We start from the raw sequence: 25,301 nt of genomic DNA on the forward strand, positions 1-25,301 counted from the left end.
CTCCCGTTATTCATCAAAATTTTCAAGCTCTTTGTAATCAACATATGCGCGGAACAGCGCTTCGCCCACAAGAAAAAAAGGAACGAACGCTACAATTTCCGTTTTATCGCTTAACATCACCGGCTTGCTTGTCGCATAAAGATTATGCGGTGTCGTTTGGGCCAGTACGTTATTTTTCAGGTTGGTGATTGAAATAAACGGAACCCCCTTTGCGGAAAGGGCCCTTGCCTGCGGTATCAGTTCAGGCGTTTCACCGGATAAGGAAATAATAATGAATAAGTCATCCACATTAAAATCATCACACATAAGTTCAAATTCTGTTTTATCCTGGATTAAAATCAGATACTTCCGCCTGGATACAAACATCCTTTGCAGCTCGCGGGCGCATACCCTTTGCGCCGTCCCCGATCCGTAAACGAAAATCCGCTTTGCATCATCTATCAGCCGGCACATTTCTGTCATGTCTTTTGACTTCACGTATTTCACATTAGCTTCAATATCGTCCAGCAGCTTTTCAAAACTCATACTCTCACCCTCTTCAGGCTGATCCTCCCATTTCAGAAATACGCGGAATTCACTGTAGCCGCTGAAGCCGAGTTTTTGGGCAAGCCGCAATATAGAAGAGCGCGAGACATTGCAGGCTTTCGCCATATCATTGATGCCAAGGCGGTAGCACGTATGCTTATGATTCAATATATATTTTAAAATATAAAAATCGTTATCATTTAGTTTGCTGTAATACTGATTGATGAGTTCCTCCAGCCGCATCCCAAAATCCCCCCATTTTCTTTCTATTATATAGAATAACAGATGGAGAAAACGGGGGAAGATTGTCATTAGGAAATATGAGACGGACTCACATCAAGCTCAGGCCAGTATTCCTTATTGGCCTCCAATAAATCTTCAAGAATCAGCCTTGCCACACGGGCATTCGGCACTGTTTTTGACAAGATCAGCGCCTGCCACAGCTTTTGAAATGACCGTTCTTCCCAAGCTTCAACCGTCAGTTTTTCAACAGATACCTGCTGCTCCATCAGCCCTTTTTGGAACTGCGGAATGTTTCCGACCGTAAGCGGCTCAGGTCCGTTCGAGCCTACGAGACAAGGCACCTCAACCATGGCGGATGGGTCGAAGTTTGAAATCGCGCCGTTGTTTTCAACGATTAACAGCATTCTCTCCCCGGTGTTATAAGCGATCGCACGTGCGAGGTCGACAATATAGGAGGCGTGATCGTCAATTTTAATTTCGCTGTTTTCTGACGATTGCTCCCGTGTAATCATGTCACATTGGCTGAAAATAAAGGCTTCACGCCCTTCCATAACTTCATTTGCCCGTGTATGGTCCGGGTTTGATTTTTTCACCATGTCGTCCGGGAACAAATAATATTGCAAGTACGTGTTCGGCAGTGTATCCGGGTCGGCTGCCTGCACATCACGCGCTTTGCCGAATGTGTCATTCCAGCTTGCTTCAGTCTGTTCAGTTTCCGTCTTCGGAATATAGCCGTATTCGCGGACGTGCTCTTTCAGCTTCGGCATTAAGTCATTGCCCTTTTGATCAGTGATGGATGTCCACCAGCCAAAGTGGTTCAAGCCGTAATACCGGACGTTCATTTCTTTTCTTGAGGACAATCCGAGGATTTGCGCCATCCGGTCTTCAATTCCGACAGGCATGTCGCAGATGTTCAATATTTTCGAATCCGGTCTGAGGCGCCGCGTGGCCTCGGCCACAATCGCCGCAGGGTTGGAGTAATTCAGCATCCATGCATCAGGCGAGTAGGTTTCCATATAATCAAGAATCTCTATAACGCCGCCGATTGAGCGCATGCCGTATGCGATTCCGCCCGGTCCGCATGTCTCCTGTCCGACCACGCCGTACTTCAGCGGAATTTGTTCATCAAGCGCGCGCATTGCATATTTTCCGACTCGGATGTGCGCCATGACAAAGTCAACATCTGTAAAGGCCGTTTCAGGATCAGTTGTCGCCAAAAATTCAATCTCCGGCGCCTTTTCTTTGATAAAGACCTCACAGGCACCCGCAATCCGCTCCTGCCTTTCTTTGTCATTGTCATAAAGCTTCAGCTTTCTGATCGGAAACTCCTTCAGATGATTCAAAAGCATTAATACAATTCCCGGTGTAAATGTACTGCCGCCGCCTGCAATGACGATTGAGAAAGATTTGTTTGTCATATGAAGACCTCCCTTGATAACGTTTACATTTTATTTATATCATGTGAAGAACCTCTTTGTACCGGAATTTGGAGAGTTAGATCATTTGATCAGTTTTAGTTATTTTTCTCAAAGAGCGGGAAAGTTCCCGGGGCGCTCAAATCAAAAAGGCTGCCATGGTCAGCAGCCTTTTTTTCAACTGGATGAGCTGAAATCAAGCAAGATTTTTCCCTTCGTCAGCTCATTGCAGCGTAATGCCTCTTTAAAATGTTCAAAGCGAAATACGGCGGCCGGAGCATTCATGGCCAGGTCTCCCCTGGCAAACAGATCAATTACTTCTGAAAAGCGGCGGCGATATGCTTCGGCGGTGTGATGTTCATTCCAAAGCCGTAAAGCAAACAGCTTTGGAGACAAGCAATACGTTTCGTGCAATTTTTTCCAATCTGTCGGAATTCCTGAAAGCAAGCCATAGCTGACAAGCATGCCGTTTGGTTTTAATGCGGCAGCCAATATTTCGCTTTCTGCACCGCCCACAGCGTCAATCGCATAATCAGCTCCCTTGCCGCTGCAAGCATCAGCGATCATTTCTCTTACATGTCCTTTAGAAGCATTAATAACCTTCCATGCCCCAAACGCCTGAAGCTGTCTTGCGCCGCCTTCATTTCGGGCAATGGCGATTAACCGAAAGCCGAGCACCTTCGAAAGCTGGGCAAAGATCAGGGCAATGGAAGTGCCTCCTCCGTTCATCAGCAACAGATCATTCGGTTGTATGTCCAGCATTTCTTTACAAATCAGCCATGCCGTCAGCGGATTAATATACAGACGGCTTGCATCATGATCGCTGATGACAGATGGCACCTCAATGGCATACTTGGCTTTTGCGATTGCATATTGCTGCCAAGTGCCTTCACCTCTCACAGGCACAACCCGCTTGCCGATCAAATCTTGTGACACATCTGCGCCTGTATCGATAACAGTGCCGACTCCTTCATATCCGGCCGTCGCGGGGAGTTTGATCCGGTGTGAGTATGCGCCGCTGATCGGAATCAAATCAGACGGATTGATTGGGCTTGCAAGCATTTTAACGAGCACTTCATCAGCTTGAAGCGGCGCCTTGTCTTTTTGGCAAAGCTCCAATTGTTCCAATGGGTCTCCAAACGCTTTATATAGTAAAGCAGTATTCTTCAACATTCATCCCTTCCTTATCTGCCATTTTATTAAGAATGCTCGTTTTTTAAAAGTAAGTCAATCTTTACAAAGTGCTCTCGGAATTCTTATGATAAAGGAAAAGGTTACGGAAGCGGGAATGCTGTCATGCTGTTTACGATTGTTTTGTTTATTGCTGCGGGGATTGCTGAAATCGGCGGCGGATATTTAATTTGGCTGTGGCTGAGGGAGATGAAGCCGGTTGGATACGGGATTGCGGGAGCGCTCATTCTAATCGCCTACGGCGTAATTCCGACATTTCAGTCATTTCCATCGTTTGGCCGTGTGTATGCCGCATACGGAGGAGTATTTATTGTGCTTGCCGTTCTTTGGGGATGGCTCGTTGACCGGAAAACGCCTGATGTGTACGACTGGGCCGGAGCGCTGATTTGTCTTCTCGGCGTCGGCATCATGCTGTTTGCACCGAGGGGATAAAAGGCCCGCTGTTCTCAGCAGGCCTTTTTCAAAAATGCTCTTGTAAATCTGAAAGAAGCACCTCTTGCTCAAACTGAGGGTTGCCGATAGGGAAAATCCGTGCTGTTTCCTTGTCTTCGTTGACATGCTGAATGTAAATAGGGACTCCTTCGTAGGTCACATACGCCATTGCAGCGGATTCAGCAATGTCTTTTGCGCGTTGTGTATTCATGTCTCAAACCTCCTTTGCGTCTCACACATAAAGTGTCCGGCCGGCAACGGAAGTATGCTTTTTTTCTTAAAATTGCCCGGCAGACAGCTTGAATCTTTTCAGGCGTTTGTAAAACGTGCTGCGCGGGATACCCGCCATTTTAGCGGCCAGCGTAACATTTCCCTTTGCGGATTCGAGGGCGTTTATGATGATGTTTTTTTGTATTTGCTCCCGAATGGCTGACGGCGGCGCTTCGCTCGGACCAGAGGACTGCTGTGACGGCGCAAGCCCCGATGCTTCGAGCAGCGATGAGAGGGGGCGGCTTGATAACCGGCCGTCCGGGAACATGACGGAAAGACGTTCAAACACATTAAACAATTCCCGGATATTGCCCCGCCATTCCCGGCTCTTTAATATAGCTAAAAACTCCTGCGGAAGCTCGCCCGCCCAGTTGTTGTTTTGCTTGAATTCGTAAAAGAGGCCGGGAATATCTTCTGTGCGTTCCCTTAATGGCGGGAGGTGAATCGGGCAGACGTGCAGCCGATAAAATAAATCTTCTCTCAGTTTTTTGCTCTTAACAAGCTGTTTCAGATCAGCGTGGGTGGCGGTGATAATTCTGATGTCAACGGGAATCTCTTTTGTCCCGCCGATCGGGGTGATTTTCCGTTCCTGCAGCACCCTTAAAAGGGCAACCTGCATGGCGTGCGTGATTTCTCCGATTTCATCGAGGAAAAGCGTGCCTTTATCTGCTTTCAGTAAAGCGCCTTTATGGCCTTTCCGTTTTGCTCCGGTGAACGCGCCTTCCGTGTAGCCGAACAGTTCGCTTTCAATCAATTTTTCAGGTATCGCTCCGCAATTGACGGCAACAAACGGGCCGTTTTTCCGGGGACTGTTGTCATGGATCGCCCTGGCGGCGACTTCCTTCCCCGTTCCGGTTTCTCCGGTCAGGCAAACCGTTGCGTCCGTTTGGGCGACAAGCTCCAGCTGCTTCAGCATGCTTCGGGATGAACGGCTTTTTCCCGCCGCTCCTTTGAAAATAAAGGCGGGCTTTTTTTCATTCTTGGATAAATAAAAACATGTGCAGCCGTTCTCTTCTTGTACGGCCTGTTTGATGTGAAAGCCTCGTTCCTCAAGCTCAGACAGCTGCTCTCCGATGAAGCTATGGACCGGCCGGCTTGCCCCGATAATTCTGCCGCGCTCATTACAAAGCACAAAAGGGTCGCGGGACTGGGCGAGTCCGGCAAATTGATTGATCATCTCAAGCTCTTTCATCTTGGTCTTGAGGGCGAGTTCCCGTTCCGCCGTATAAGCGATGGAGGAGGCGATTCCAAGCATAATAGGCTGAGCGCGGGCGGCGGGACAGGAAATGTCAATAACGCCGGCAAGCCTTCCGTCTTCATAACGGATCGGCGCGGCGGAACAGCTCCATTGGTGGGAAGCGAGCGAATAATGTTCAGAGCCGTGAATAACGACCGGCTCCTTTGTATAAAGGGCCGTGCCGATTGCGTTCGTGCCGACTGCGGTTTCTGTCCAGCGGGCGCCTTTTAAGAAATTAATGCGTTTCGCTTCATTGATTGTACGGAGATGGCCGTCGACTGAGTGGACAACGCCGTCGGCATCAATTAACAGAACCATCATTTCCATTTCCTGCATCGCCATTTTTATCTTTTCTGCATAAGGCATTGAGGCCGCTAAGAACAACGCGTGCTTTTCGGCCTGCCTTTCAAGATTTTCTGCCGGCAGCACGTTAGGCCCCTTTTCAAGATAAGGATTAACGTCCGCTTTTTTGCAGCGGTGCCACGAGGCCGCGACCCGCTTTTGAATGCGGGCTTCGTCAAGGACGCCCTCGCTCACAAATCGCTTCCAGGTTTGCAAATCATTACGGATGACATTCATTTTTATTCGCTCCCCCCTGTTCAATCATATCTTTTCATTTATTGTAGGGGAAAAATAAAACGCTTTCAATAAAAATAAACCTTCTGAATCTCAGAAGGTTTATTCGCTATACTGAATGCACCGCAAGCCCGGTTACGTTTAAGAGCGCTTCTTGAAGAGTTTCCGAAAGGGTCGGATGTGCGGCGATAAAGTGTTCTGACATATCAGCCGTCATTTCGCCGTTCATCAGCATCGCCGCCTGCCCGATCAATTCAGTGACGTCAGGACCAATCATTGAAACGCCGACAATTTCTCCGAATTCCGGTTCGGCAATGATTTTCATTTTGCCGCCATGCTGATTTTTAATTAAGGCCTTTCCGTTAGCGGAAAACGAACATTCTCCAATGTGCACGTCTCCGTATCGCTCTCTGGCCTGTTTTTCTGTCAGCCCGATGGCGGCCATTTCCGGCGAAGTGTAAATACAGCGGGGCACGGCCCGCGCATTCACTGCGGCATCGCGGCCGGAAGCATGTGAAGCGGCAGCCATTCCTTCATGTATGGCGGCGTGCGCGAGCTGAATTCCGCCTGCCGCATCACCGCAAGCGTAAATATGCGGAAGATTTGTCTGCATGTGCTCATTTACTTCAATTCCGCGCGGGGAAAAGCGGACGCCGGCCTGTTCCAGATGCAGCCCTTGTAAGCGCGGTTTTCTGCCGATCGCGATAAGAATGTGATCGGCACTTGCCTCGATTTCTTTCCCGTCTTTCGTCCATACCGCGGTTTTGCTTGCCTGATCCACCCGCTGCAATGCGGCTCCCGTTTGAATATCAACTCCGCTTTCTCTTAATGTTTCCTCAAAAATTGCGGCGATTTCCCCGTCTTCGGCCGGAAGCAGCTGATCGGCCATTTCAATGACCGTCACTTTTGTTTTGAGCCTGCTGAATAAAGAAGCAAACTCACAGCCGATCACACCCCCTCCGACAATGAGAAGCGAGGAAGGGATTTGTTTAAGAGAGAGCGCACCTTGGCTGTCAATCACCCAGCCGCCGTCAAAAGGGGCACACGGCAGTGACATCGGTTCTGAGCCTGAGGCAATCAGGATTTTGTCGGCTTCAATGATTTCTTTTGCGCCTCCGGCGTGTTCTATCAATAATGTTTTGTCAGAGAGAAAGGAAGCCGTTCCGCTGACGACTTTGATTTGATTTGCCTTCATTAAATATTGAATGCCCTGTACGAGCTGATTGACGATTTGCCGCTTGCGCCCCTGCATGCGGGCCCAATTGATGGTGATGTTCTGCGGGATTTCAATGCCGAATGTATTCGCGTGTTTGATTTTATCAAGGATATTTGCGCTTTCCAGCAGCGACTTGGTCGGGATGCAGCCCTCATTGAGACACGTTCCCCCAAGCGGGCCTTTGTCTATGAGAACGACTTGCATCCCTCTCCTTGCAGCTGTCACGGCAGCTGCATACCCGGCCGGACCGCCGCCGATAATGGCTAGTGTCAATGTCTTCACCTCTCTTTATAAAATCAATCCTGCCGGTTCTTCAAGAAGCTCTTTCACCGTTTTCAAAAAAGCCGCAGCGGGTGCTCCGTCACATGCTCTATGATCGAAAGTGAGGCTCAGCGGCAGAATGGTGCTTTTTACAAGCTCTTCCCCGCGGTACACGGGTGCTTCATAACTCGCCCCGACTCCGAGAATGCCGGTTTCCGGCGGGTTTAAAATCGGGGTGAAATGTTCGATGCCGTAAGCGCCGAGATTCGTGATGGAGAAAGTCGAGCCTTGCAGGTCATCGCCTGAAGCATTGCCTTCCCGCGCCCTGCGTGCGTTTTTCGAGATATGGTCTGCAAGGTCAAGGAAAGAAAGCTGTTCCGCATCACGGATGACCGGCACGACGAGTCCGTTTTCAAGAGAAACTGCCATTCCGAGATGAACATAGGGATAGGTGATGATCCGCTCCTCGTGATAGGAGCTGTTCAGCTCAGGATGCTGCCGTAATGCTAGCACCGCGGCCCGGGCTGCGAAATGCGTGACAGTCAGCTTGACGCCGGTGCGCTTTTTCGCTGTTTCGGCGAGCTGATGCTGCAATTTGATCAGCTCTGTAATGTCAGCTTTCATGGTCAGCGTCAGCTGAGCGCTGTTTTGCAGACTTTTGTGCATTCGGTCTGCAATTACTTTTCTCATCGCTGAGGCTGGTTTCCCCTCAGGTGATACTGGCTGCGCCGGTGTTTGCGGCTTTGATTCCGTGTTTATCGCCTTTATGACGTCTTCTTTGACGATTCTGCCTCCCGGTCCGGTTCCTTTCAGCGTGTCAAGTCGTAATCCGGCCTTCTCCGCCATTTTCCGCGCAACAGGAGACACTTTGACTCGGTTTGCGGGCTTTTGTTTAACGGTGAAATCGTGACTCTTTTCAGGTGCCGTTTTCGGCTCTTCGCAACTTTCCGGCCGGCCTTCTCCTTTCTCCTGCACCTCTTCCCCGTTTTCCCCGATATAACAGATGGCGGTGCCCGGCGGAACTCCTTCCCCCTCTTTTACTTTAATGTGAAGAAGCGTGCCGCTCTCCGGCGCTTCAATCTCCATCTCGATTTTTTCCGAATTGATGCTGGCGATGCTCTCTCCTTTCTCGACCGTATCGCCTACTTTTTTGTTCCAGACAGATACTTCCCCTTGCTTCATAGCCATTCCAAGCTTCGGCATCACTACTTTTACAGCCATTCATTTGTCCCTCCTTTAATTCATTGCCGGCTCGCCAAGCAATTCAAGCGTGACGCTGACAATTTGATCTGGTGTCGGCAAATATTGATCTTCAAGCACTGGTGAAAACGGAACCGGTGTATGCGGCGCTGTAATCCGTTTAATCGGCGCATCAAGCAAATCAAAGCCCTTGTCGGCGACAATCGCAGCAATATCCGTGGCAATGCTGCAGCGCGGATTGGCTTCATCAATGATAATCAGCCTGTTTGTTTTTTCTAACGATGTGAAAATCGCTTCCTCATCCAAAGGAGACAGACTCCGGGGATCAAGCACCTCGGCCTCGATGCCCTTCTCAGAAAGCTGTGCAGCCGCTTCAAGCGCGGTATTGACCTGCTTGCCGATCGCCAACAGCGTGATGTCGCCGCCTTCACGTTTGATATCCGCTTTTCCGAGCGGGATTGTATAATAACCTTCCGGCACCTCGCCCTTCATGTTGTAGGACGTTTTGTCTTCAAAAAAGAACACCGGATCATTGTCTTCTATTGCCGCCAGCAGCAAACCTTTGGCGTCATACGGATTGGAGGGAACAACCGTCTTCAGACCCGGGATGCTGGTGAACAGGCCATACAGCGCCTGCGAATGCTGGGCAGCTGCCCGGAACCCTGCTCCGTATGTGGTGCGGACGGTAATCGGCACTTGCGCTTTTCCGCCGAACATATAGCGGAATTTCGCCCCTTGGTTGATCACCTGGTCAAAGCACGTGCCGATAAAATCATTAAACATCAGCTCCGCAATCGGTCTCAGCCCAGTTGATGCCGCAGCCATAGCCGCACCCATATAGCCCGCCTCAGAAATCGGTGTGTCCAGCACTCGGCTGCGCCCAAATTCCTGTACGAGCCCCTTTGTAACCCCTAATACACCGCCCCATGCTTCATCATCCTGCAAATGATCGACAGCCGCTCCCCCGGCGACATCCTCACCGATTAAAAGCACATTTTCGTCTCTTCTCATCGCAAGCTTCATTGCTTCATTGATCGCGTCTGACATGCTTATGACTCTCGCCATCTCACATTCCCCCTTTTTCATATGACACGTAGACGTCTGTCAATAATTCTGACTCTTTCGGATATGGACTCTCTTCACTGAACGAGACGGCTTTTTCAATCGATTCACTGACACGCTGTTCTATATCTGACAGTTTATTTGCATCTGTTTCTTTTAAAAGATAGTTTTTAAAGCCTTGGATGGCATCCTTTTCTTCAAGATGCTCAGTCCTTTCATCCTTTGTTTTATAGGTCTGGGCATCTCCTTCGAAATGGCCGTAGTTTCTGTAAGTCATACATTCAATCAAAGATGGGCCGCCGCCGTTTCTTGCTCTTTCTACCGCTTCCTCGGCTGCCTGATAAACTGCTAAAATATCTTTTCCGTCAACTGTGACCCCCGGCATGTTATAGGCAGCCGCCCGTTCGGCGATTGAATCACAGGCTGATGCGTACTCAAATGTCGTGGCTTCGCCGTAGCCGTTGTTTTCGGCGATGAACACGACAGGAAGGTTCCATACTGCCGCTAAGTTCAGCCCTTCATGGAAGGTGCCTTGGTTATTTGCGCCGTCCCCGAAAAAGCAAACGCTTACATTCCTAGTCTGTTTATATTTAGCGGTGAGCGCTGATCCGCATGCGAGCGTGAATCCGCCCCCCACGATTCCATTTGCCCCCAACATACCTTTATTGAGGTCGGCAATGTGCATAGAGCCGCCCTTGCCTTTACACAGTCCGGCCGCTTTCCCGAAAATTTCCGCCATCATGCCGTCCAGATCACAGCCTTTGGCGATACAATGGCCATGTCCCCTGTGCGTGCTTGTAATGCTGTCGCCATCATGTAAATGAGCGCACACCCCTACTGCAACCGCTTCCTCACCGGCATACAAATGGACGAATCCAGGAAGCACTCCCTGCGCGAACAGTTCATGCACTTTGTCTTCAAAGCCCCTGATTTCCAGCATCTTTTGGTATATCCACAGCGCTTTCTCCTCAGTTAATGACAAGCCTTCTCGTTTTAACAATTCCATTTTGTGCGCCTCCTTCTATTTAGGGTTCACGTTTATAAATGCAAGAAGTGTGCCAGCCTTTTGAGCCCGTAAAATCGATGTTGTTATTTTTACACTGGAGACAGTTTGAGACAGGTGTCTCATTTTGTCTCGATTTGATCCATTTGTCTCGTTTTATGACATAAAAAAAAGACCGGGCATCACCCTGTCTTTGACAATGATCGACGTATTTATTTCCTCGGAAATCTTTTAACTGCTTAATTTTTCTGCATCGCTTGTCTGAATGGCTGTTTTCGGAAGAAAATCAATTGAATATTTGACATAACCGAAACCGCCGTCCCCGTCCTTCTGGTGTATATCCCTTTTCATTAAGCGCTTTTTTGACCGATTCCGCCACTTTTGCGGCATCTGTTTTTGATAATCCGCTGGCGTCTAACTGAATCGTCATGCTCATAGGCGCTTTTTGACACCCAAAACAAGCATCAGCTCTTATAACTTGCAGAACCGCTTATTTCAGATCTGCTTCTATTTCCTTCGATGCTTCTTCAATTCCATCGCAGGTGACCTTAGGATGAAGAAATCCCTTCGTCACATTGGGTAGCGAGAAATACATCTTCCGAGGTTTTAGCGTAATATACCCATTCGTGATCTTGATTTCTTTTTTGGATAGGTGTGCTTCACAAGCGGCATTTTTCGTAAATGGATCACCGAACCATATGTGGTAGATATATAGTCCTCATAATACCGCAACGGCAAGCAAGCCAACCACAAGTTTTTTTCATGTTCACACTCTTTTTCCTGATATGCTGTGCTACAGTTCTTGCTTTTCTTCAACTGCCCGGTTCAGCGCTTGAAGCATGTAGCCAATGCCTTTGTACGATGATAGAGGCCAGCTGAGGTGCTGATGTTCTCCGATAACGGCGTTTAGGACGCTTCGGTATTTTTTCCCGCCAAGCATGACAAGCTCTTTGGTATTAGAAAAGCCCTTTTCGTAAAATTGGCGGCACAGTTCCTCCGCTGTCATGATCTCCGGATGGCCTGTACCAAAAGTAACATCGTAATTTTCGGGAACGATATCACCAGGGCGAAGGAATCCGTGCTTCGCCGACAAAATTACCCACTCATCGAAAAATGCTTTCGCATACCGCTCGCACGCCTGATGAAACGGGCTGAGATAAGCGTCCTCCGCCCTTATCGGCCCTTTATCTGGATGGAGGTCCCATATTTTTTTCTTGCCGCAGGGGATGATGCACAGTCGTTTCATTTTTCTCTCCCCTTATGTAGTTTCTCATATCAATGTACCATTGTTTCCTTATTTCTGCATGTCTAAACGATAAAAGAGAGAGTGACCGCTCCAGCGGCTGGATACTTCTCGGCAGACAGAAACCCTTGGCGAACGGGACATAGATCTGTGCTTTCTGTAATCAGGGTGTCATTTCACCTTTTTTGCTTCTCCGATTAGAGAAGGATTCGAGAAAAGGCAGGCTGGAAGGCTGAACACAAAAAGACCCGGAATTCGTACCGAAATCCAGGTCGGATGAGGAATTGTTTATGTCACTTCTGCTGCTCCATCCCATCAAGATACTTTCTCTCAAAGTCATCGAGCAATGCACGCACTTCATCTGTTGACTTTGTATTCATGCATTGATTTCTTAATTCACTTGCTCCCCGGAATCCACGGAGATAAATCTTGAAAAAGCGGGGAAGAGGTTTGTATGGACGGGCTTCTAATTTTGAATATTTATCATGAAGATCCAGATGCAGCCTTAAGAGATCAAGCAATTCCTTACTGCTATGCTCTTTCGGCTCCTTTTCAAAGGCGAATGGATTTGTAAAAATACCTCGTCCAATCATAATTCCATCAACACCATATTGTTCGGCAAGTTTTAAGCCGGTTTCCCGGTCAGGGATATCCCCATTGATCGTCAAAAGGGTATCTGGTGCTATCTCGTCACGAAGTTTCTTGATTTCCGGAATCAGTTCCCAATGCGCATCTACTTTACTCATTTCCGCTCTAGTACGCAGATGAATGGAGAGGTTAGCAATATCCTGCTTCAATACGTGTGTCAGCCAGCCGCGCCATTCGTCTATATCCGTGTAGCCAAGTCTGGTCTTCACACTTACTGGCAGTCCTCCTGCTTTCGCTGCTTGTATTAATTCGGCTGCAACTTCAGGACGGCAAATAAGTCCGCTTCCCTTTCCATTCCCCGCCACATTAGGTACAGGACAGCCCATATTGATATCTAGACCCTCAAACCCTAATTCCGCCATCCCAATACTCATTTGGCGAAAGTTTTCAGGCTTATCTCCCCATATGTGGGCAACCATCGGCTGTTCATCCTCCGTGAAAGTCAAACGGCCGCGCACACTATCCTTCCCATCCGGGTGACAATAGCTTTCCGAGTTTGTAAACTCCGTAAAGAACACATCGGGTCTGCCTGCTTCACTCACAACATGGCGGAAAACAACATCCGTCACATCTTCCATTGGTGCCAGTACAAAAAATGGCCGTGGTAATTCACGCCAGAAATTATCTGTCATAACAAATCCAAATCCTTTCATGATGGGATACAGCCAAACCTTTATCCCAAAATTAAAAAACTGACCATGCTTCTTTTACACTTATAGCATGTGTCAGCACTTCTTATCAAACGATAGTAAATTTTGAACATTTAAATCTTTACTAAATAACACACATAAATTGTATCAGTTGAAACAAATCATTCACGGTATTCTTATTGAAAAAAAATCGAGAAATTATTTGATACAAAAGCGAAAAATTAAGAGTTTACTTTTTACGTCAATTTTCATCTTTTAAAATAAAGATCTCTGAAAAGAAATTCTAGAAAAGACAGTCAGGACAAGGGCTGCGCATGAAAAAGACCCGGAAAGCGGCAATGTTCATTCTGCCGAAATCCAGATCTGATGAGGAATCGTTTATATTAATGAGACGATTTCAATACAAGCTTCGCCACAGCTTCCACATGAGCCGTCTGCGGAAACATATCAACAGGCTGAATATATTCGACGCGATAGTCCTTCGACAGCGCCTGCAAGTTTTTCGCAAGTGTGGAAGGATTGCAGGATACGTAGACGAAGCGTTTCGGCTTTACCTTTTTGATGGTGTCTAGGAACGTTTTGTCACAGCCGGTTCTTGGCGGGTCAACGATGACAACGTCAGGACGGAAGCCTTCTTTTGTCCATCTCGGTAGCCAGTGTTCGGCGGTTCCGGTAACGTAGGTTGCGTTTTTGATGCCGTGTTTTTTGGCGTTTTTCTTGGCGTCGTCGATTGATTCTTTGATGACATCCATGCCGCGGATTTCTTTCGCTCCGCTTGAGACCCACATGCCAATGGTTCCGACGCCGCAGTAGGCGTCAACAACTTTTTCTTTTCCAGAGAGGTGTGCGGATTTTTTGACTTCGTCATACAGCTTGACCGTCTGTTCAGGGTTGAGCTGGAAGAAAGCGCGTGCGCTCAGTTCGAATGACACGTCGCCAAGCACCTCTTGAATGGCGTGGCTTCCGGCAAGCGCTTTTGTTTTGTCTCCGAAGATGACGGATGTCCGCTCGCCGTTGACGTTTTGAATAATGGATTTCACTTCAGGCAGACGCTTTTGGATAGCTTGTACGATTTCGTCTTTATTCGGCAGTGTCTCTTTCGCAGTGACAAGCACGACTTGCACCTCACCTGTTTCGAAGCCGACTCTCGTCACGATTGTGCGTACATCGCCTTTTCGCGTCCGTTCGTTATAAACAGAAACATTATGCTTCTCTAAAATACGGCGGACGATGCCGGTTGTTTTGTTTGTTGCCGGATGCTGCACAATGCATTCTTTGATCGGGACGATTTTATGTGAATCCAGCCCGTATAATCCGGCGATGATGCTGCCGCTTTGGGAACGGCCGACTTGAAATTGGCTTTTGTTCCGGTAATTCCATGGGTTGTCCATGCCGATCGTTTCTTTAATGTCCATCTTACTGACGTCAAATCTCGTATGGCGTTCCAAAGATTGAATGACGATATCGCGTTTTTCCCGAAGCTGCTGGGCGTAGGCAAGATGCTGAAGCTGGCAGCCGCCGCATTGATCATATACCGGACATGGCGGTGTGACGCGATGCTCTGATGGTTTGCGGATTTTTTTGATGCGTCCTTCTGAAAACTTCGGCTGGACGTTTGTCGCTTCGACAACCACCTCTTCGCCCGGCAGCGCGCCGGGCACGAAGACCACTTTTTTCTTGAAATAGCCGACGCCCTCTCCATTGATGCCGAGGCGTTTGATCGTCAGCGGAAATGTCTGTCCGGCTTTCAGCTCAACGGGCGTCTTTTTATGTTGTTGGTTCACGTTATTTCTCTCCGTTTCTATATGAAGCTTTCCGTATTTGGAAAGTGATTGACTAAAACATCACATCTTTCTAGTATAACACGCAGCCGGCACTTCCATCATGTTTTTCAGGAAGATGATGATTCAATGCTCCTCCACAAATACAAGGACGCATAGCTTAAATACGGCTCCCATTCCCTGCTCACCTCAAGCATCTTTTCTTTTGACGGCTTTTCAGCGAGGCCGAATCGGCGTTTGACCGCTTTTTGCAGGCCGATGTCTGCTAAAGGAAACAGATTAGGACGGCCAAGGCCGAACATGAGCACGTTTTGCACAGTCCACGGTCCGATGCCTCTGAGTGTGATCAGTTTTTTCATGATGTCTTCATCCGATAAAAAGGAGAGTTCCGATAAATTGAGTGTTCCGTCTGCGATCATCCGTGAGGTGTCAATGGCATATTCCGCTTTTCTCATGCTGAACTGGAGCTCCCGCAAGTCCTGATAATCAAGCGCCGCTATGGTTTCCGGCTGCGGATAGCACCAGACGCCGTCTTTTTGTTCGCCAAAGGCATGAACGAACCGTTCCGTTAAAGTGAAGGCAAAAGACAGATTGAGCTGCTGGTGAATGATGCATTTCATAAGGCAGTTGTACACACTGTACTCAAGCACGAGAGGCGTTCCCGCATGTTCTTCAAAAAGCGCTGACAGATTGGTTTTGGAGAAATGATCATGCACGGCTTGAAGCGATTTTCCCCATTGAAAAATCTCCTTTATCCGTTCCATCATCTCCTGCTGATTTGTTTCGCCGCTGACGAGAAAGACTGGTTCTGACGCGGTTCCTTCGGCTCGTACGGTTACGATGCATAATTCCCCGGCACCGCTTCTGACCGGCACCTTTACTGATCTCTCCCTGAGATCCACGGCGTTCAGCGGATCGAGTGACAGCCTTTTCAGCACACGGTCAAAATGATACGGAGGCGTAACGGAGACGGTTTCTTTCCACATGAAATCACCCCTTTTTGTCCCAGTATATCATGAAGCGGCAAAGAGGCCATTCGTATACTTTTCTTCATAACGCCGCATGATATAATGACAGGCGGAGGGTTGTTTATGATACACATTACCGCAATCACAACACACAATCAGATATTAGAAAATATCCCCTTATCACGCATAGAACAACCGGACATCGCATGGTACTGGATTGATTTTTTCGGTGCGGAGGTGCACGAAACCGCATTGTTACGAGATTATTTTCATTTCCATCCTCTCGCGATTGAGGATTGTTTTCAGCATATGCAGAGGCCGAAAATCGATCATTATGACGGCTATCGCTTTTACGTGCTCCATGCCCTGAACCCGGATACGCTGGAAACGGAAGAGGTGGACATCTTTCAATCGGATCGTTACGTCGTCAGTTTTCATTTACATGAATCGCTCGGCATCTCAAAGGTCAAAGAGCGGCTTCTCGCTTCCCCGGAGATTGTCAAAAAAGGGCCCGGACACATTACATATATGATTATGGATCAGCTTGTCGATGAATATTTTCCCGTGCTGTATAAAATTGAAGACCGGCTGAATGAAATTGAGGACAGCCGGACCCATAAGTCATACGGCACTTTAATGAGTGAAGTGTTTGAATTGCGGACTGATCTCTTGCACCTCAGACGGACCATAATCCCGATGCGCGATTTGATGTACCGGGTTTTGAGCCTTGACCATGTGAAAGAAAGCCGCGAAACAAAGGCGTATTTCAGCGATATTTATGATCATCTCTTAAAACTGGCGGAGCTGATTGAATCAAACCGTGATATGACGTCTGATTTGCGGGACAGCTATGTGACGCTGAACTCAAACCGGATGAATTCCATTATGATGACGCTGACCATCGTCTCCACCATTTTTATCCCGCTGACATTTATTGCAGGTGTATACGGCATGAATTTTGACAACATGCCGGAGCTCCATTGGAAATACGGGTATTTTATCGTGCTGGGCGTTATGGCCGCCCTTGTGGCCGCGATGCTGTTTTGGTTTGCCCGTAAAGGCTGGTTTAAAATTTTCAAGTAAGAACGGCTGAGGCTGTTCTTTTTTTTGATGACACATGATATGGTGGTAAAAAACGGAAGGGGTGTTCGCCATTACATTCTTTTCTCAAAAAACCGTTTCACTCTTTCTCCTTCTTAGCGGTCTCTTTTCCTCCGTCACATTATACAACGGTTACACGATATCTGATTACATCTTTCAGTTAATCGGTTTTTCCGCCTGGTCAAAAACGGGGACACATCTTTCCGTCATTCCCGGAATCACGCTTTATTTCGGGGCATTGATATGGTGTTCCATTCTGTTCAGACGGACTCTTCCCGCCGCCGCGTTTTCTCTTTTTCTCCTCAGTATGGGGACTGCTTCCTGTGTTCAGCCTGTAAGCGAAAAAATTGCTTTTATTGTGATGCAGGGCGCCTCAGAAAAACAAGCGGTCGAGTACATTAAACCCGACAGTGAATGCAGCCATTACGTGGCAGGAAGGACCGCTCGCATGTCGTGCACCATTCATGTCAATCATTATGGAAAAGAAGAACAAACCATTTCGGTTGTTCCTGCTTTATCAAAAGACATAAAGGGAGTAACATTCTATCCAAAAACATTTACCGTACAGCCCCGTTCGAAAGCGATTATTCATACACGGTTTACGGGTGTTAATAAAGGCAGGATTCAATCAGGTTCGGGTTACAGTTCCGGGCCGGAGGTAATCGTAAAGGCAGCACATCGGTAATCATAGAGTAAGCATTTTCCAAGTCTTTTCTTTATAATGATGGAAAAGGGATCATAAGGAGGAACAAGCGCATGAACATAGGAATGGTGGGACTCGGCAATATGGGACGCCCCATTGCTGAAAATGTGATGAAAGCAGGATATAAACTGACTGTGTATAACCGGACGAAAGAAAAAGCGGCAGAGCTGTTGGAAAAAGGGGCCGATTACGCGGAAACACCCAGAAAGGCAGCTGAACGTGCGGACATTGTGCTCTCAATGCTGGCGGATGACGATGCCGTAACGGACGTTACCTTCGGGGCTGACGGCATTATCGCCGGATTATCTGAAAACGGCATTCATATTTCGATGAGCACCATCAGCGCGGCGCTGTCCGAACAGCTTTCCGCGGCACATTCGAGCAGAGGGCAGTCCTTTATTGCCGCTCCTGTGCTCGGCCGTCCCGACGCCGCTGAGAAAGCCGATCTCCGCATCATCACAGCAGGGCCGAAAGAAGCAAAGAAAACGGCCGAACCCCTTCTCAAAAGCTTGGGACAGCAAATATTTGATGCAGGCGAAGAATCAAAAACGGCAAATGCCGCTAAAATCAGCATCAACTTTTTACTCGTCTCAATGCTTGAAGCATTATCTGAATCATTCTTATTGGCGGAACAATACGGCTTGGAACAAAAGCACTTTTTAGAAATTGCCAACTCTCTGTTCCGCTCCCCGGTGTACGAAAATTACGGAACGATCATGGCCGAACAGACATTTGAGCCGGCGGGCTTTAAGATGAAGCTTGGACTGAAAGATACAAACTTGGCGCTGGCTGCGGCTGATAAGGTGTCTCTTCATCTTCCTCTTGCGGAATTGGCAAAATCCCATTTCGAACACGGGATAGAGAACGGGCTCGGTGAATTGGATTGGGCCGCTTTAATTAAATGCGTGAAATGACAAAAACCTCTCCCTTTTATCGGAGAGGTTTTTTATTACAGCCGCGGCAGCTTCATTTCTTTCTCAAACATCAGGTCATCAATGCTTTTAAACGTGTATCCTTCTTTCTTTAAGTCCGTTATCGCATCATCAAGCGCCTCTGAATTGTCCTTTGAGACGGTATGAAGGAGGTAGATTGCACCGGGGTGCGCCTGCTTCATCATATGATCATAGGCGTATTTCTTCCCTTTTTGCTGGTCGACCTTCCAATCGACAAACGCGACGGACCAAAATACGGTTTGGTATCCGAGCCTTTTTGTTTCTTTCAGCACATATTCGCTGAATACGCCGCGCGGCGGGCGCAGATATAGGTTATCCCGCTTTCCTGTGATGTTATACACCGCCTCGCTCACTGAATCAAGTTCATCTTGAATCTGATCCCCCGTTTTTGTCGTCAGATCAGGGTGATGAAAAGAATGATTGCCTATGATATGGCCTTCCTTAGACATCCGTTTAATCAGACCTGGCTGCTCTTTCACAAAATGGCCCGTGACAAAAAAGGTTCCCGTGACGTGATGCTTTTTCAAAACATCAAGCACTTTCGGGGTATACCCATTTTCATATCCATTATCAAATGTTAAATAAATGGTCTTTTCTTTCGTGTTGCCCAAGTAAAAGGCATCATATTTTTTGACCAGACTGTCCAGCTGTTTGCCGGCATCCGGCGGCTGATGATTAACGCTGCGTTTAAATCCCCAACTAATCGGTTCATTCGGCACGGCCTCTGCGCTTTTTATTCCGCCTGCAAGCAAAACGGCCATGCAGCATACTGAACAAAACCATTTCATGACCAGCACTCCTTCTGCATTTTTCCTTATTTTGCAGAAGCTCTTCTCCTTTTATACAGCCGCTTTATGGAAAGAAAAAAACCCCGGCGCCTGCCGAGGTTTATTCCCAATCCTTTTTAAAGCGTTCGTATTTCGCTTCGAGGTCATCAAGCATCCCGATGAGCCGGTCTATATCTTCAACATCAGTTGATTCAGGGTCTAACGAATCAATGACATTCATAAACATATCGAGTCTGTTCTTTAAATAATCAAGCTGCTGATCTTTGCTGTTTACTGCATTCCCCATGTTTCCACTCCATTCATTTTTTATTATGGTAGCGCATTTTTTGCTGTTTTTCAATCGCTTCGCTACTTGCGATCTTGATGGATCAGGTCTAAAATTAACAGTTGGCAGACGTTAGTATGCCCATTTATAAAGGAGTTAGATAGTCATGACACAAAACACGAAACTGCGTCCGATTACGCCGGAGTACGATCCTTGGGAAGCGTACATGGATGTGGACCAGTATGGAGATATGAAACTCACGAACGTCGAATTTACGACGACGACCTTATGCAATATGAGATGCGAGCACTGCGCCGTCGGCTACACGCTGCAGCCTAAAGATCCGAATGCGCTGCCGATTGACCTGTTATTAAAACGGCTCGAAGAAATTCCTCTTTTACGCTCAATCAGCATTACGGGCGGCGAACCGATGCTTTCATTAAAATCGGTAAAGGAATACGTTGTCCCGCTTTTAAAATACGCGCACGAACGCGGTGTGCGCACTCAAATAAACTCAAACCTGACGCTTGATATTGAGCGCTACGAATGGATTATCCCTTATTTGGACGTCCTGCATATTTCTCACAACTGGGGAACCGTGGAGGATTTTGCCGAGATCGGCTTCGCGATGATGGACAAGAAACCGACCTTACAGCAGCGCGCGCGCTATTTTGACAAGATGATTGAAAACAGCCGCGCGCTTGTCGAGGCCGGTGTCATGGTATCGGCAGAAACGATGCTGAACAAACGTACGCTGCCTCATATCGGGCATATTCACCGTCAAATTACGGAAGAGATGAAATGCCAGCGCCATGAAGTCCACCCGATGTATCCGAGTGATTTTGCCAGCGCTCTTGAATCGCTCAGCCTGACAGAAATGAGACAGGCCATTCATCATTTGCTGGACATTCGTGATGAAAAGACATGGATGCTGTTCGGCACGCTGCCGTTTTACGCCTGCAGTCCGAATGACGAGGACCAGAAGCTCCTCAGCCGCCTGCGCGGAGCTAAAAACGTAACGGTCAGAAACGACCCGGACGGCCGCTCACGCCTGAATGTCAACATTTTCGACGGGAATATCATCGTGACGGATTTCGGCGATACACCGCCGCTCGGCAACATTAAAACAGACAGCCTTCCTGAAGCTTACGGCAAATGGAAAGAAACGAAGCTGAGCAAAGAGCTGAACTGCCACTGCGCTCATGTTCGGTGCCTCGGCCCAAACGTTCTCGTCAAAAACAGCTATTATCAGGATACGGATTTTTCATTACGGCAAGCCAGGAGATAAAAGAATATGGAAACAACGGTTATGGACATTTTGAAAAGTAAAGTGGTTGAAGTGATGATCGTCGCTTTGCTGCTGTATGCCGGCGTGTTTATCATCAACCGCTTTGTGCAGCTGTTTTTTAAACGCACTGATTTCTTAGAGGAGCGGAAAGGGAAAACCATTGAGAGCCTCGTCCGTTCCATCACACAGTATACGGCGACGATAGGGTTTATCTTTTACGTCATTTCTTTATTTGTTCATGATTTCGGCAGGATTTTAGCCGGGGCGGGCGTTGCCGGTATCGTGATCGGTTTCGGCGCCCAGTCCTTGATAAAAGACATTCTGGCGGGCGTGTTTTTAATATATGAACGCCAGCTTCATAAAGGCGATTATGTGACAATCAACAATCTATTCAACGGCACAGTCGAAGAAATCGGCCTCCGCTCGCTGCAAATCCGCGAATGGAGCGGCAAGCTTCTCACGATTTCAAACGGTGAGGTCAGGCAGCTTCAAAACTATAACATTGATTTCATGCGGATTACCGAATCGGTGGTCATCAGCTTTAAGGAGGACCCCGAGCGGGTATACGCGGTTTTAGAAAATGCCTGCGACATGCTCAACGATGAACTGCGTGATTCACTCAAGCGGGATGAATTTCTGAATGCGGCGGAACCGTTTCAAGTACACGGGATTATGAGTTTAAATAAGGTGACGAGAGGCATTGAACTTACCGTAAAAGGCATGGTGCAGGACAAAGATTATTTCTCAGCGAGCCTGACGGTCAGACGGGTCCTCGCCCGTGAGCTGTACAAAAACAATGTGCAATTGCTTGAAGAAACATATCGCATGGAAAAAAGCTGATTCCGAAGCAGGAATCAGCTTTTTTATTTATCTTGGCTGCGCGGTAATCTGAAAACCGAATGTCACGTGATCCTGAACCGGAATCCACGCGCCGATGCCTTGTGAGGTTACATTTTTCACGACAAGTTTCCGTTTGCTTCCTTTCAGCACCAAATACACTTCTCCGTACGTCACTTTCCCTTTTTCATTAACCGCAGGGGCATAGGCGTGTAAATAGCCGAGCCGCTGCGGTGAGATTTTATAAATTTGATCGCGTTTCGTCCCGGCGCCGATGACTGTTTCAAATGCGAGCGGCAGGTTCGTTTTTTTCATCGCCTTTTGCATCATCATGCTTTTGACATCTTCTGCGTTCGGCACCTTCGCTGTCAGTCCGCCTTTAATTCTGTATTTCTGCTCTTGCGTATATTTGATTTCCGCCGCCTGCTGTCCGCCGCGGTTATCGGCTCTGTTCGTATTGATTTTTTTATATTCCCAGTTGGCCACGGTTTCGTTCGATTGATATCCGAGCGGCCATTTCCCAAGAAATATTGTCGCACGATAACCGACGGCAAGCGGTGAGCCGGATAGTGAGGATTCGTTCAGCATCTTGATCAGATGCGGGTTTTCGATGTTGATTTCTGATGTATCTAACAATTCCTTAGCCAGTTTACTCGGCTGAAGCGTCGGCTGATCCTGGGAAGCATTCGGATAGGTATTTTCCTTTGAAATGCTTACGACAGAGTTCGGAACCTTAAACGGTTTTTTCGCGTCAGCAGATGGTACACCGAAAAAACTAAAGGATAACAGCAGAATAAGTGTGGCATGAATTAGCTTTTTCATCATATCACTCTTTCTATAGCATTTTCCCTTAGTCTTTTCCTCTCTCAATGTTGTTATCCGCACTTTTTACAGGTTAAAGCAGGAAAAATCCGATCCCCATAATGATGTAAGCGGCAAGGAGCGTGGCGCCTTCAAACCAGTTTGAATCGCCGTCGTTTGAAATCATGGTCATCAATAGGACTGATGATATCATCGCGACAAGTTCCGGAAGTGTAAAGACGAGCGGCATACTCACCGGGAAGAACACAGAACAAATCACAAGAACCGGCGCCACAAACATCGCGATCTGCAGCGTCGAACCGACCGCAATTTCTACGGCGACATCCATTTTATCTTTGTAGGCCATAATAATGGCCGATGCGTGTTCTGCGGCATTCCCGACGATTGCCACGATAATGACCCCGATAAACAGCTCGCTCCAGCCGAACTGTTCGGCAACCGCATGAAACGTATGGACAAGATTTTCAGATATGTAGGCGACAATGACGGTGGCCGCAAATAAGACGGCTGTTGCCCTTTTTCCCGACCACTCAGGCTTTTCTTCTTCCTCCTTGGCTGCGGGCTGGTTCGGCTGGTAAACGCCGCGGTGCGTGACAAGCTTGAAGTAAAGGGCCGCAACATACAGGAGAATCATAATAATACTGATGCCGACGCTTAAATTAAGCTTGCTTTTTTCTCCCATGTCCATCGAAAACACTTCAGGAATGACAAAAGCCACAACAATCGCAAAAATTAACAGGCCAGAATTGTGCCGGGCATCATGAATATTGAACTCCTGCCGCTTATATTTCAGGCCGCCGATAAAAAATGACAGACCGGCGACGAGAAGAAGATTGCCGAGCACCGAACCAGTCAATGAAGCGAGAACAATGCCCGTCAGGCCCTCCTTTAGGGCAAACAGCGAAATAATCAGCTCAACCGCATTGCCGAACGTGGCATTCAGCAGACCGCCGATCCGCGGGCCCGCTATTATGGCCAGCGATTCAGTCGCCCGTCCCATATAACTGGCAAGCGCAATAATCGTTACACAATAAATAATAAACAAAATAGCTGACGGCCAATGCATCAGACTGCCTATAACCGAAAGCGGCACACCTGCCGCGGCCGTAAAGAAAAAAATCCGATTCATGTTTTCACGGGCTCCTTTTTTCGAATGATTATTTTTATATCCTTCTCAAAAACATCCGCGATTACACTTCCCGTGAAAAGCCAAATTGGCATTTTCAGGTTGCCGCCTAGCGTAAATCAGTGTACGATCAAGAAAGATACTGGTGAAGGAGAAATATGCGATGTCTCGACTGCATTTCTTTATTCTGATCCTGCTTGTTTCGATCTCCGGGTTTTCCCAAGGGATGCTTTTGCCGGTGATCTCCGTTATTTTTGAAACGAATGGAGAATCTGCCTCCATGAACGGATTCCACGCCACCGCCCTATACATCGGTGTCCTTTTGGCGTCGCCGTTCATGGAGGCGCCGCTTAGAAAGCTTGGGTTCAAACCGCTGATTGTAACAGGCGGATTTCTTGTCATCATAAGCTTATTCAGTTTCATATGGCTTCAATCCATATGGATTTGGTTTTTTCTGCGCCTTCTTGTCGGAATCGGGGATCATATGCTTCACTTTTCGACGCAGACGTGGGTGACCTCAAGATCAACGGCGCAAAACAGAGGCAGAAATATTTCGCTTTACGGGCTGTCATTCGGTCTTGGATTTGCTTTCGGACCGTTTATGGTTCCTCTCGTGAAAGCAAGCCCGTCGCTGCCGTTTATCGTTTCAGGCTGTATCAGCCTCGCTGCCTGGCTGTTTGTGTTTTTCTTACGTAATGAGTTCCCCGCCGCCAGTCCTGACGAAACATCCGGCGACAACAGCGCAAGACGTTTTTACCGGGCCGTGCTTTTGGGCTGGGTCGCTTTTCTGCCGGCATTCGGCTACGGTTTTTTAGAAACAGCATTAAACGGGAGCTTTCCCGTTTACGCCTTGCGCTTGGGCATTTCTATCGATGCCGTCGCGCTGATACTCCCAGCGTTTGCGCTCGGAAGCATTTTGTTCCAATTTCCGCTTGGCATCTTAAGTGATAAATATGGGAGAAGGCACGTCCTGATTGTCATTTTGATAGCGGGCGCCTTATGCTTTTTCACAGCCGGATTGTATCCGACTCCTTATGTTATCGGCGGCTGCTTTTTCATGGCCGGGATGGCGGTCGGCTCCATGTTTTCCCTCGGCATCAGCTATATGAGCGACCTTCTTCCGTCCCACTTGCTTCCGGCGGGCAATCTGCTCTGCGGCATTTCTTTCAGTCTCGGAAGCATGATCGGCCCTGCGGCAGGGGGCTGGTACATGCAGCGGTTTGAAAGCGCTAATTTGTTTTATTTTATTACGGTGATCCTGATCGGTATTTGGCTTGCGCTCATCTTCGGAAAAACGAAGGAGACGCCGACGGCCGACGGTTATTCCTCCTCTGCTTCATAAAAAAATCCGCCTGATAAATTCAGGCGGATTTTTTCTAGTGATATCCGTTTTGTCCGTTAGCGCTTCCGCTTGTTTTATTCTTCGAACCGTTTTTTGAATTTTGTTTATTGTGGCTTCCGCCTTTTTTCGTATGCTTGGTCATGAACGATTTCCTC

General features: G+C 47.9%; 25 protein-coding genes. 7 read left to right on the plus strand and 18 right to left on the minus strand.

Translation table 11 applies throughout. The features are described from left to right. Window positions 1–6 precede the first annotated feature (6 nt). The 3 genes from J7E26_RS00375 to J7E26_RS00385 form a co-directional block, all read right to left on the minus strand. Window positions 7–768 (minus strand): MurR/RpiR family transcriptional regulator, encoded by a 762-nt coding sequence (locus J7E26_RS00375; protein WP_214800390.1) that lies wholly within the window; start codon window positions 766–768, stop codon window positions 7–9. A gap of 68 nt (window positions 769–836) precedes the next feature. Continuing rightward, a complete protein-coding gene (gene glvA / locus J7E26_RS00380) occupies window positions 837–2,186 on the minus strand; it encodes a 6-phospho-alpha-glucosidase (RefSeq protein WP_214812861.1) in 1,350 nt (449 codons plus the stop codon). Between the two features lie 174 nt (window positions 2,187–2,360). Continuing rightward, on the minus strand, window positions 2,361–3,356 hold the full coding sequence (locus tag J7E26_RS00385) for a zinc-dependent alcohol dehydrogenase family protein (RefSeq protein ID WP_214984611.1): 996 nt from the start codon (window positions 3,354–3,356) through the stop codon (window positions 2,361–2,363). 123 nt (window positions 3,357–3,479) lie between these two features. On the opposite strand from J7E26_RS00385, the gene J7E26_RS00390 reads away from it, so the two are divergent. Next, complete coding sequence (locus tag J7E26_RS00390) at window positions 3,480–3,806, plus strand: YnfA family protein (RefSeq protein ID WP_214812862.1); 327 nt, start codon at window positions 3,480–3,482, stop codon at window positions 3,804–3,806. A gap of 28 nt (window positions 3,807–3,834) precedes the next feature. Here the strand turns inward: J7E26_RS00390 and J7E26_RS00395 are convergent, their stop codons facing one another. The 11 genes from J7E26_RS00395 to J7E26_RS00440 all read right to left on the minus strand — a co-directional run bounded on the left by J7E26_RS00395 (window position 3,835) and on the right by J7E26_RS00440 (window position 15,939). After that, window positions 3,835–4,017: an H-type small acid-soluble spore protein gene (locus J7E26_RS00395; protein ID WP_061520338.1), complete on the minus strand. Its 183-nt coding sequence runs from the start codon at window positions 4,015–4,017 to the stop codon at window positions 3,835–3,837. Between the two features lie 66 nt (window positions 4,018–4,083). Beyond that, a complete protein-coding gene (locus tag J7E26_RS00400; RefSeq protein WP_214812863.1) occupies window positions 4,084–5,892 on the minus strand; it encodes a sigma-54-dependent Fis family transcriptional regulator in 1,809 nt (602 codons plus the stop codon). Window positions 5,893–5,998: 106 nt separating this feature from the next. Then, window positions 5,999–7,378, minus strand: a complete 1,380-nt coding sequence (gene lpdA / locus J7E26_RS00405; RefSeq protein WP_214800394.1) for a dihydrolipoyl dehydrogenase — start codon at window positions 7,376–7,378, stop codon at window positions 5,999–6,001. A 15-nt stretch (window positions 7,379–7,393) separates the two neighbouring features. Then, on the minus strand, window positions 7,394–8,587 hold the full coding sequence (locus tag J7E26_RS00410) for a dihydrolipoamide acetyltransferase family protein (RefSeq protein ID WP_214800395.1): 1,194 nt from the start codon (window positions 8,585–8,587) through the stop codon (window positions 7,394–7,396). A gap of 15 nt (window positions 8,588–8,602) precedes the next feature. Then, entirely contained in the window at window positions 8,603–9,631 is a 1,029-nt protein-coding gene (gene acoB, locus J7E26_RS00415; protein WP_214800396.1) for an alpha-ketoacid dehydrogenase subunit beta, read from the minus strand. Window position 9,632: 1 nt separating this feature from the next. After that, window positions 9,633–10,634, minus strand: a complete 1,002-nt coding sequence (acoA, locus tag J7E26_RS00420; protein ID WP_214800397.1) for a thiamine pyrophosphate-dependent dehydrogenase E1 component subunit alpha — start codon at window positions 10,632–10,634, stop codon at window positions 9,633–9,635. A gap of 283 nt (window positions 10,635–10,917) precedes the next feature. Continuing rightward, window positions 10,918–11,067: a hypothetical protein gene (locus tag J7E26_RS18655; RefSeq protein WP_483861461.1), complete on the minus strand. Its 150-nt coding sequence runs from the start codon at window positions 11,065–11,067 to the stop codon at window positions 10,918–10,920. Between the two features lie 357 nt (window positions 11,068–11,424). Continuing rightward, window positions 11,425–11,877 (minus strand): DUF6884 domain-containing protein, encoded by a 453-nt coding sequence (locus J7E26_RS00425; RefSeq protein ID WP_214800398.1) that lies wholly within the window; start codon window positions 11,875–11,877, stop codon window positions 11,425–11,427. A gap of 290 nt (window positions 11,878–12,167) precedes the next feature. Further along, on the minus strand, window positions 12,168–13,154 hold the full coding sequence (locus J7E26_RS00430; RefSeq protein ID WP_214800599.1) for a tRNA dihydrouridine synthase: 987 nt from the start codon (window positions 13,152–13,154) through the stop codon (window positions 12,168–12,170). Window positions 13,155–13,555: 401 nt separating this feature from the next. After that, on the minus strand, window positions 13,556–14,956 hold the full coding sequence (rlmD, locus tag J7E26_RS00435) for a 23S rRNA (uracil(1939)-C(5))-methyltransferase RlmD (RefSeq protein ID WP_214800399.1): 1,401 nt from the start codon (window positions 14,954–14,956) through the stop codon (window positions 13,556–13,558). A gap of 107 nt (window positions 14,957–15,063) precedes the next feature. After that, a complete protein-coding gene (locus J7E26_RS00440) occupies window positions 15,064–15,939 on the minus strand; it encodes a DNA-3-methyladenine glycosylase family protein (protein WP_214800400.1) in 876 nt (291 codons plus the stop codon). 105 nt (window positions 15,940–16,044) lie between these two features. Here J7E26_RS00440 and corA point away from each other — a divergent pair, with 105 nt between their 5' ends. The 3 genes from corA (at window position 16,045) to J7E26_RS00455 (ending at window position 18,639) form a co-directional block, all read left to right on the plus strand. Further along, complete coding sequence (gene corA, locus J7E26_RS00445) at window positions 16,045–17,004, plus strand: magnesium/cobalt transporter CorA (RefSeq protein ID WP_214800401.1); 960 nt, start codon at window positions 16,045–16,047, stop codon at window positions 17,002–17,004. 61 nt (window positions 17,005–17,065) lie between these two features. Beyond that, window positions 17,066–17,707 (plus strand): hypothetical protein, encoded by a 642-nt coding sequence (locus J7E26_RS00450; RefSeq protein WP_214812864.1) that lies wholly within the window; start codon window positions 17,066–17,068, stop codon window positions 17,705–17,707. A gap of 53 nt (window positions 17,708–17,760) precedes the next feature. After that, a complete protein-coding gene (locus J7E26_RS00455) occupies window positions 17,761–18,639 on the plus strand; it encodes an NAD(P)-dependent oxidoreductase (protein ID WP_311379895.1) in 879 nt (292 codons plus the stop codon). Between the two features lie 35 nt (window positions 18,640–18,674). Here J7E26_RS00455 and pdaA read toward each other — a convergent pair whose 3' ends face one another. Both pdaA and J7E26_RS00465 read right to left on the minus strand, forming a co-directional pair. Further along, on the minus strand, window positions 18,675–19,466 hold the full coding sequence (gene pdaA, locus J7E26_RS00460; RefSeq protein ID WP_214812868.1) for a delta-lactam-biosynthetic de-N-acetylase: 792 nt from the start codon (window positions 19,464–19,466) through the stop codon (window positions 18,675–18,677). A gap of 100 nt (window positions 19,467–19,566) precedes the next feature. Continuing rightward, window positions 19,567–19,752: an SE1561 family protein gene (locus J7E26_RS00465; protein WP_003155558.1), complete on the minus strand. Its 186-nt coding sequence runs from the start codon at window positions 19,750–19,752 to the stop codon at window positions 19,567–19,569. A gap of 145 nt (window positions 19,753–19,897) precedes the next feature. On the opposite strand from J7E26_RS00465, the gene yfkAB reads away from it, so the two are divergent. Together yfkAB and J7E26_RS00475 are read left to right on the plus strand one after the other, a co-directional pair. Beyond that, complete coding sequence (gene yfkAB, locus J7E26_RS00470) at window positions 19,898–21,019, plus strand: radical SAM/CxCxxxxC motif protein YfkAB (RefSeq protein WP_214800405.1); 1,122 nt, start codon at window positions 19,898–19,900, stop codon at window positions 21,017–21,019. 6 nt (window positions 21,020–21,025) lie between these two features. Then, the gene (locus J7E26_RS00475) at window positions 21,026–21,859 is read left to right on the plus strand and encodes a mechanosensitive ion channel family protein (RefSeq protein ID WP_214800406.1); all 834 of its coding nucleotides are present in this window, start codon (window positions 21,026–21,028) and stop codon (window positions 21,857–21,859) included. A 27-nt stretch (window positions 21,860–21,886) separates the two neighbouring features. Here the strand turns inward: J7E26_RS00475 and J7E26_RS00480 are convergent, their stop codons facing one another. Both J7E26_RS00480 and cax read right to left on the minus strand, forming a co-directional pair. Beyond that, entirely contained in the window at window positions 21,887–22,681 is a 795-nt protein-coding gene (locus J7E26_RS00480; protein ID WP_214800407.1) for a YfkD famly protein, read from the minus strand. A 70-nt stretch (window positions 22,682–22,751) separates the two neighbouring features. Then, window positions 22,752–23,807: a calcium/proton exchanger gene (gene cax / locus J7E26_RS00485; RefSeq protein WP_214800408.1), complete on the minus strand. Its 1,056-nt coding sequence runs from the start codon at window positions 23,805–23,807 to the stop codon at window positions 22,752–22,754. Between the two features lie 160 nt (window positions 23,808–23,967). Between cax and J7E26_RS00490 the strand changes: the two genes are divergently transcribed. Next, the gene (locus J7E26_RS00490; RefSeq protein WP_214800409.1) at window positions 23,968–25,146 is read left to right on the plus strand and encodes an MFS transporter; all 1,179 of its coding nucleotides are present in this window, start codon (window positions 23,968–23,970) and stop codon (window positions 25,144–25,146) included. The last annotated feature ends 155 nt before the right edge of the window (window positions 25,147–25,301 follow it).

Origin of the sequence: Bacillus sp. ISL-51 (assembly GCF_018613535.1) — a bacterium.
GTDB lineage: Bacteria > Bacillota > Bacilli > Bacillales > Bacillaceae > Bacillus.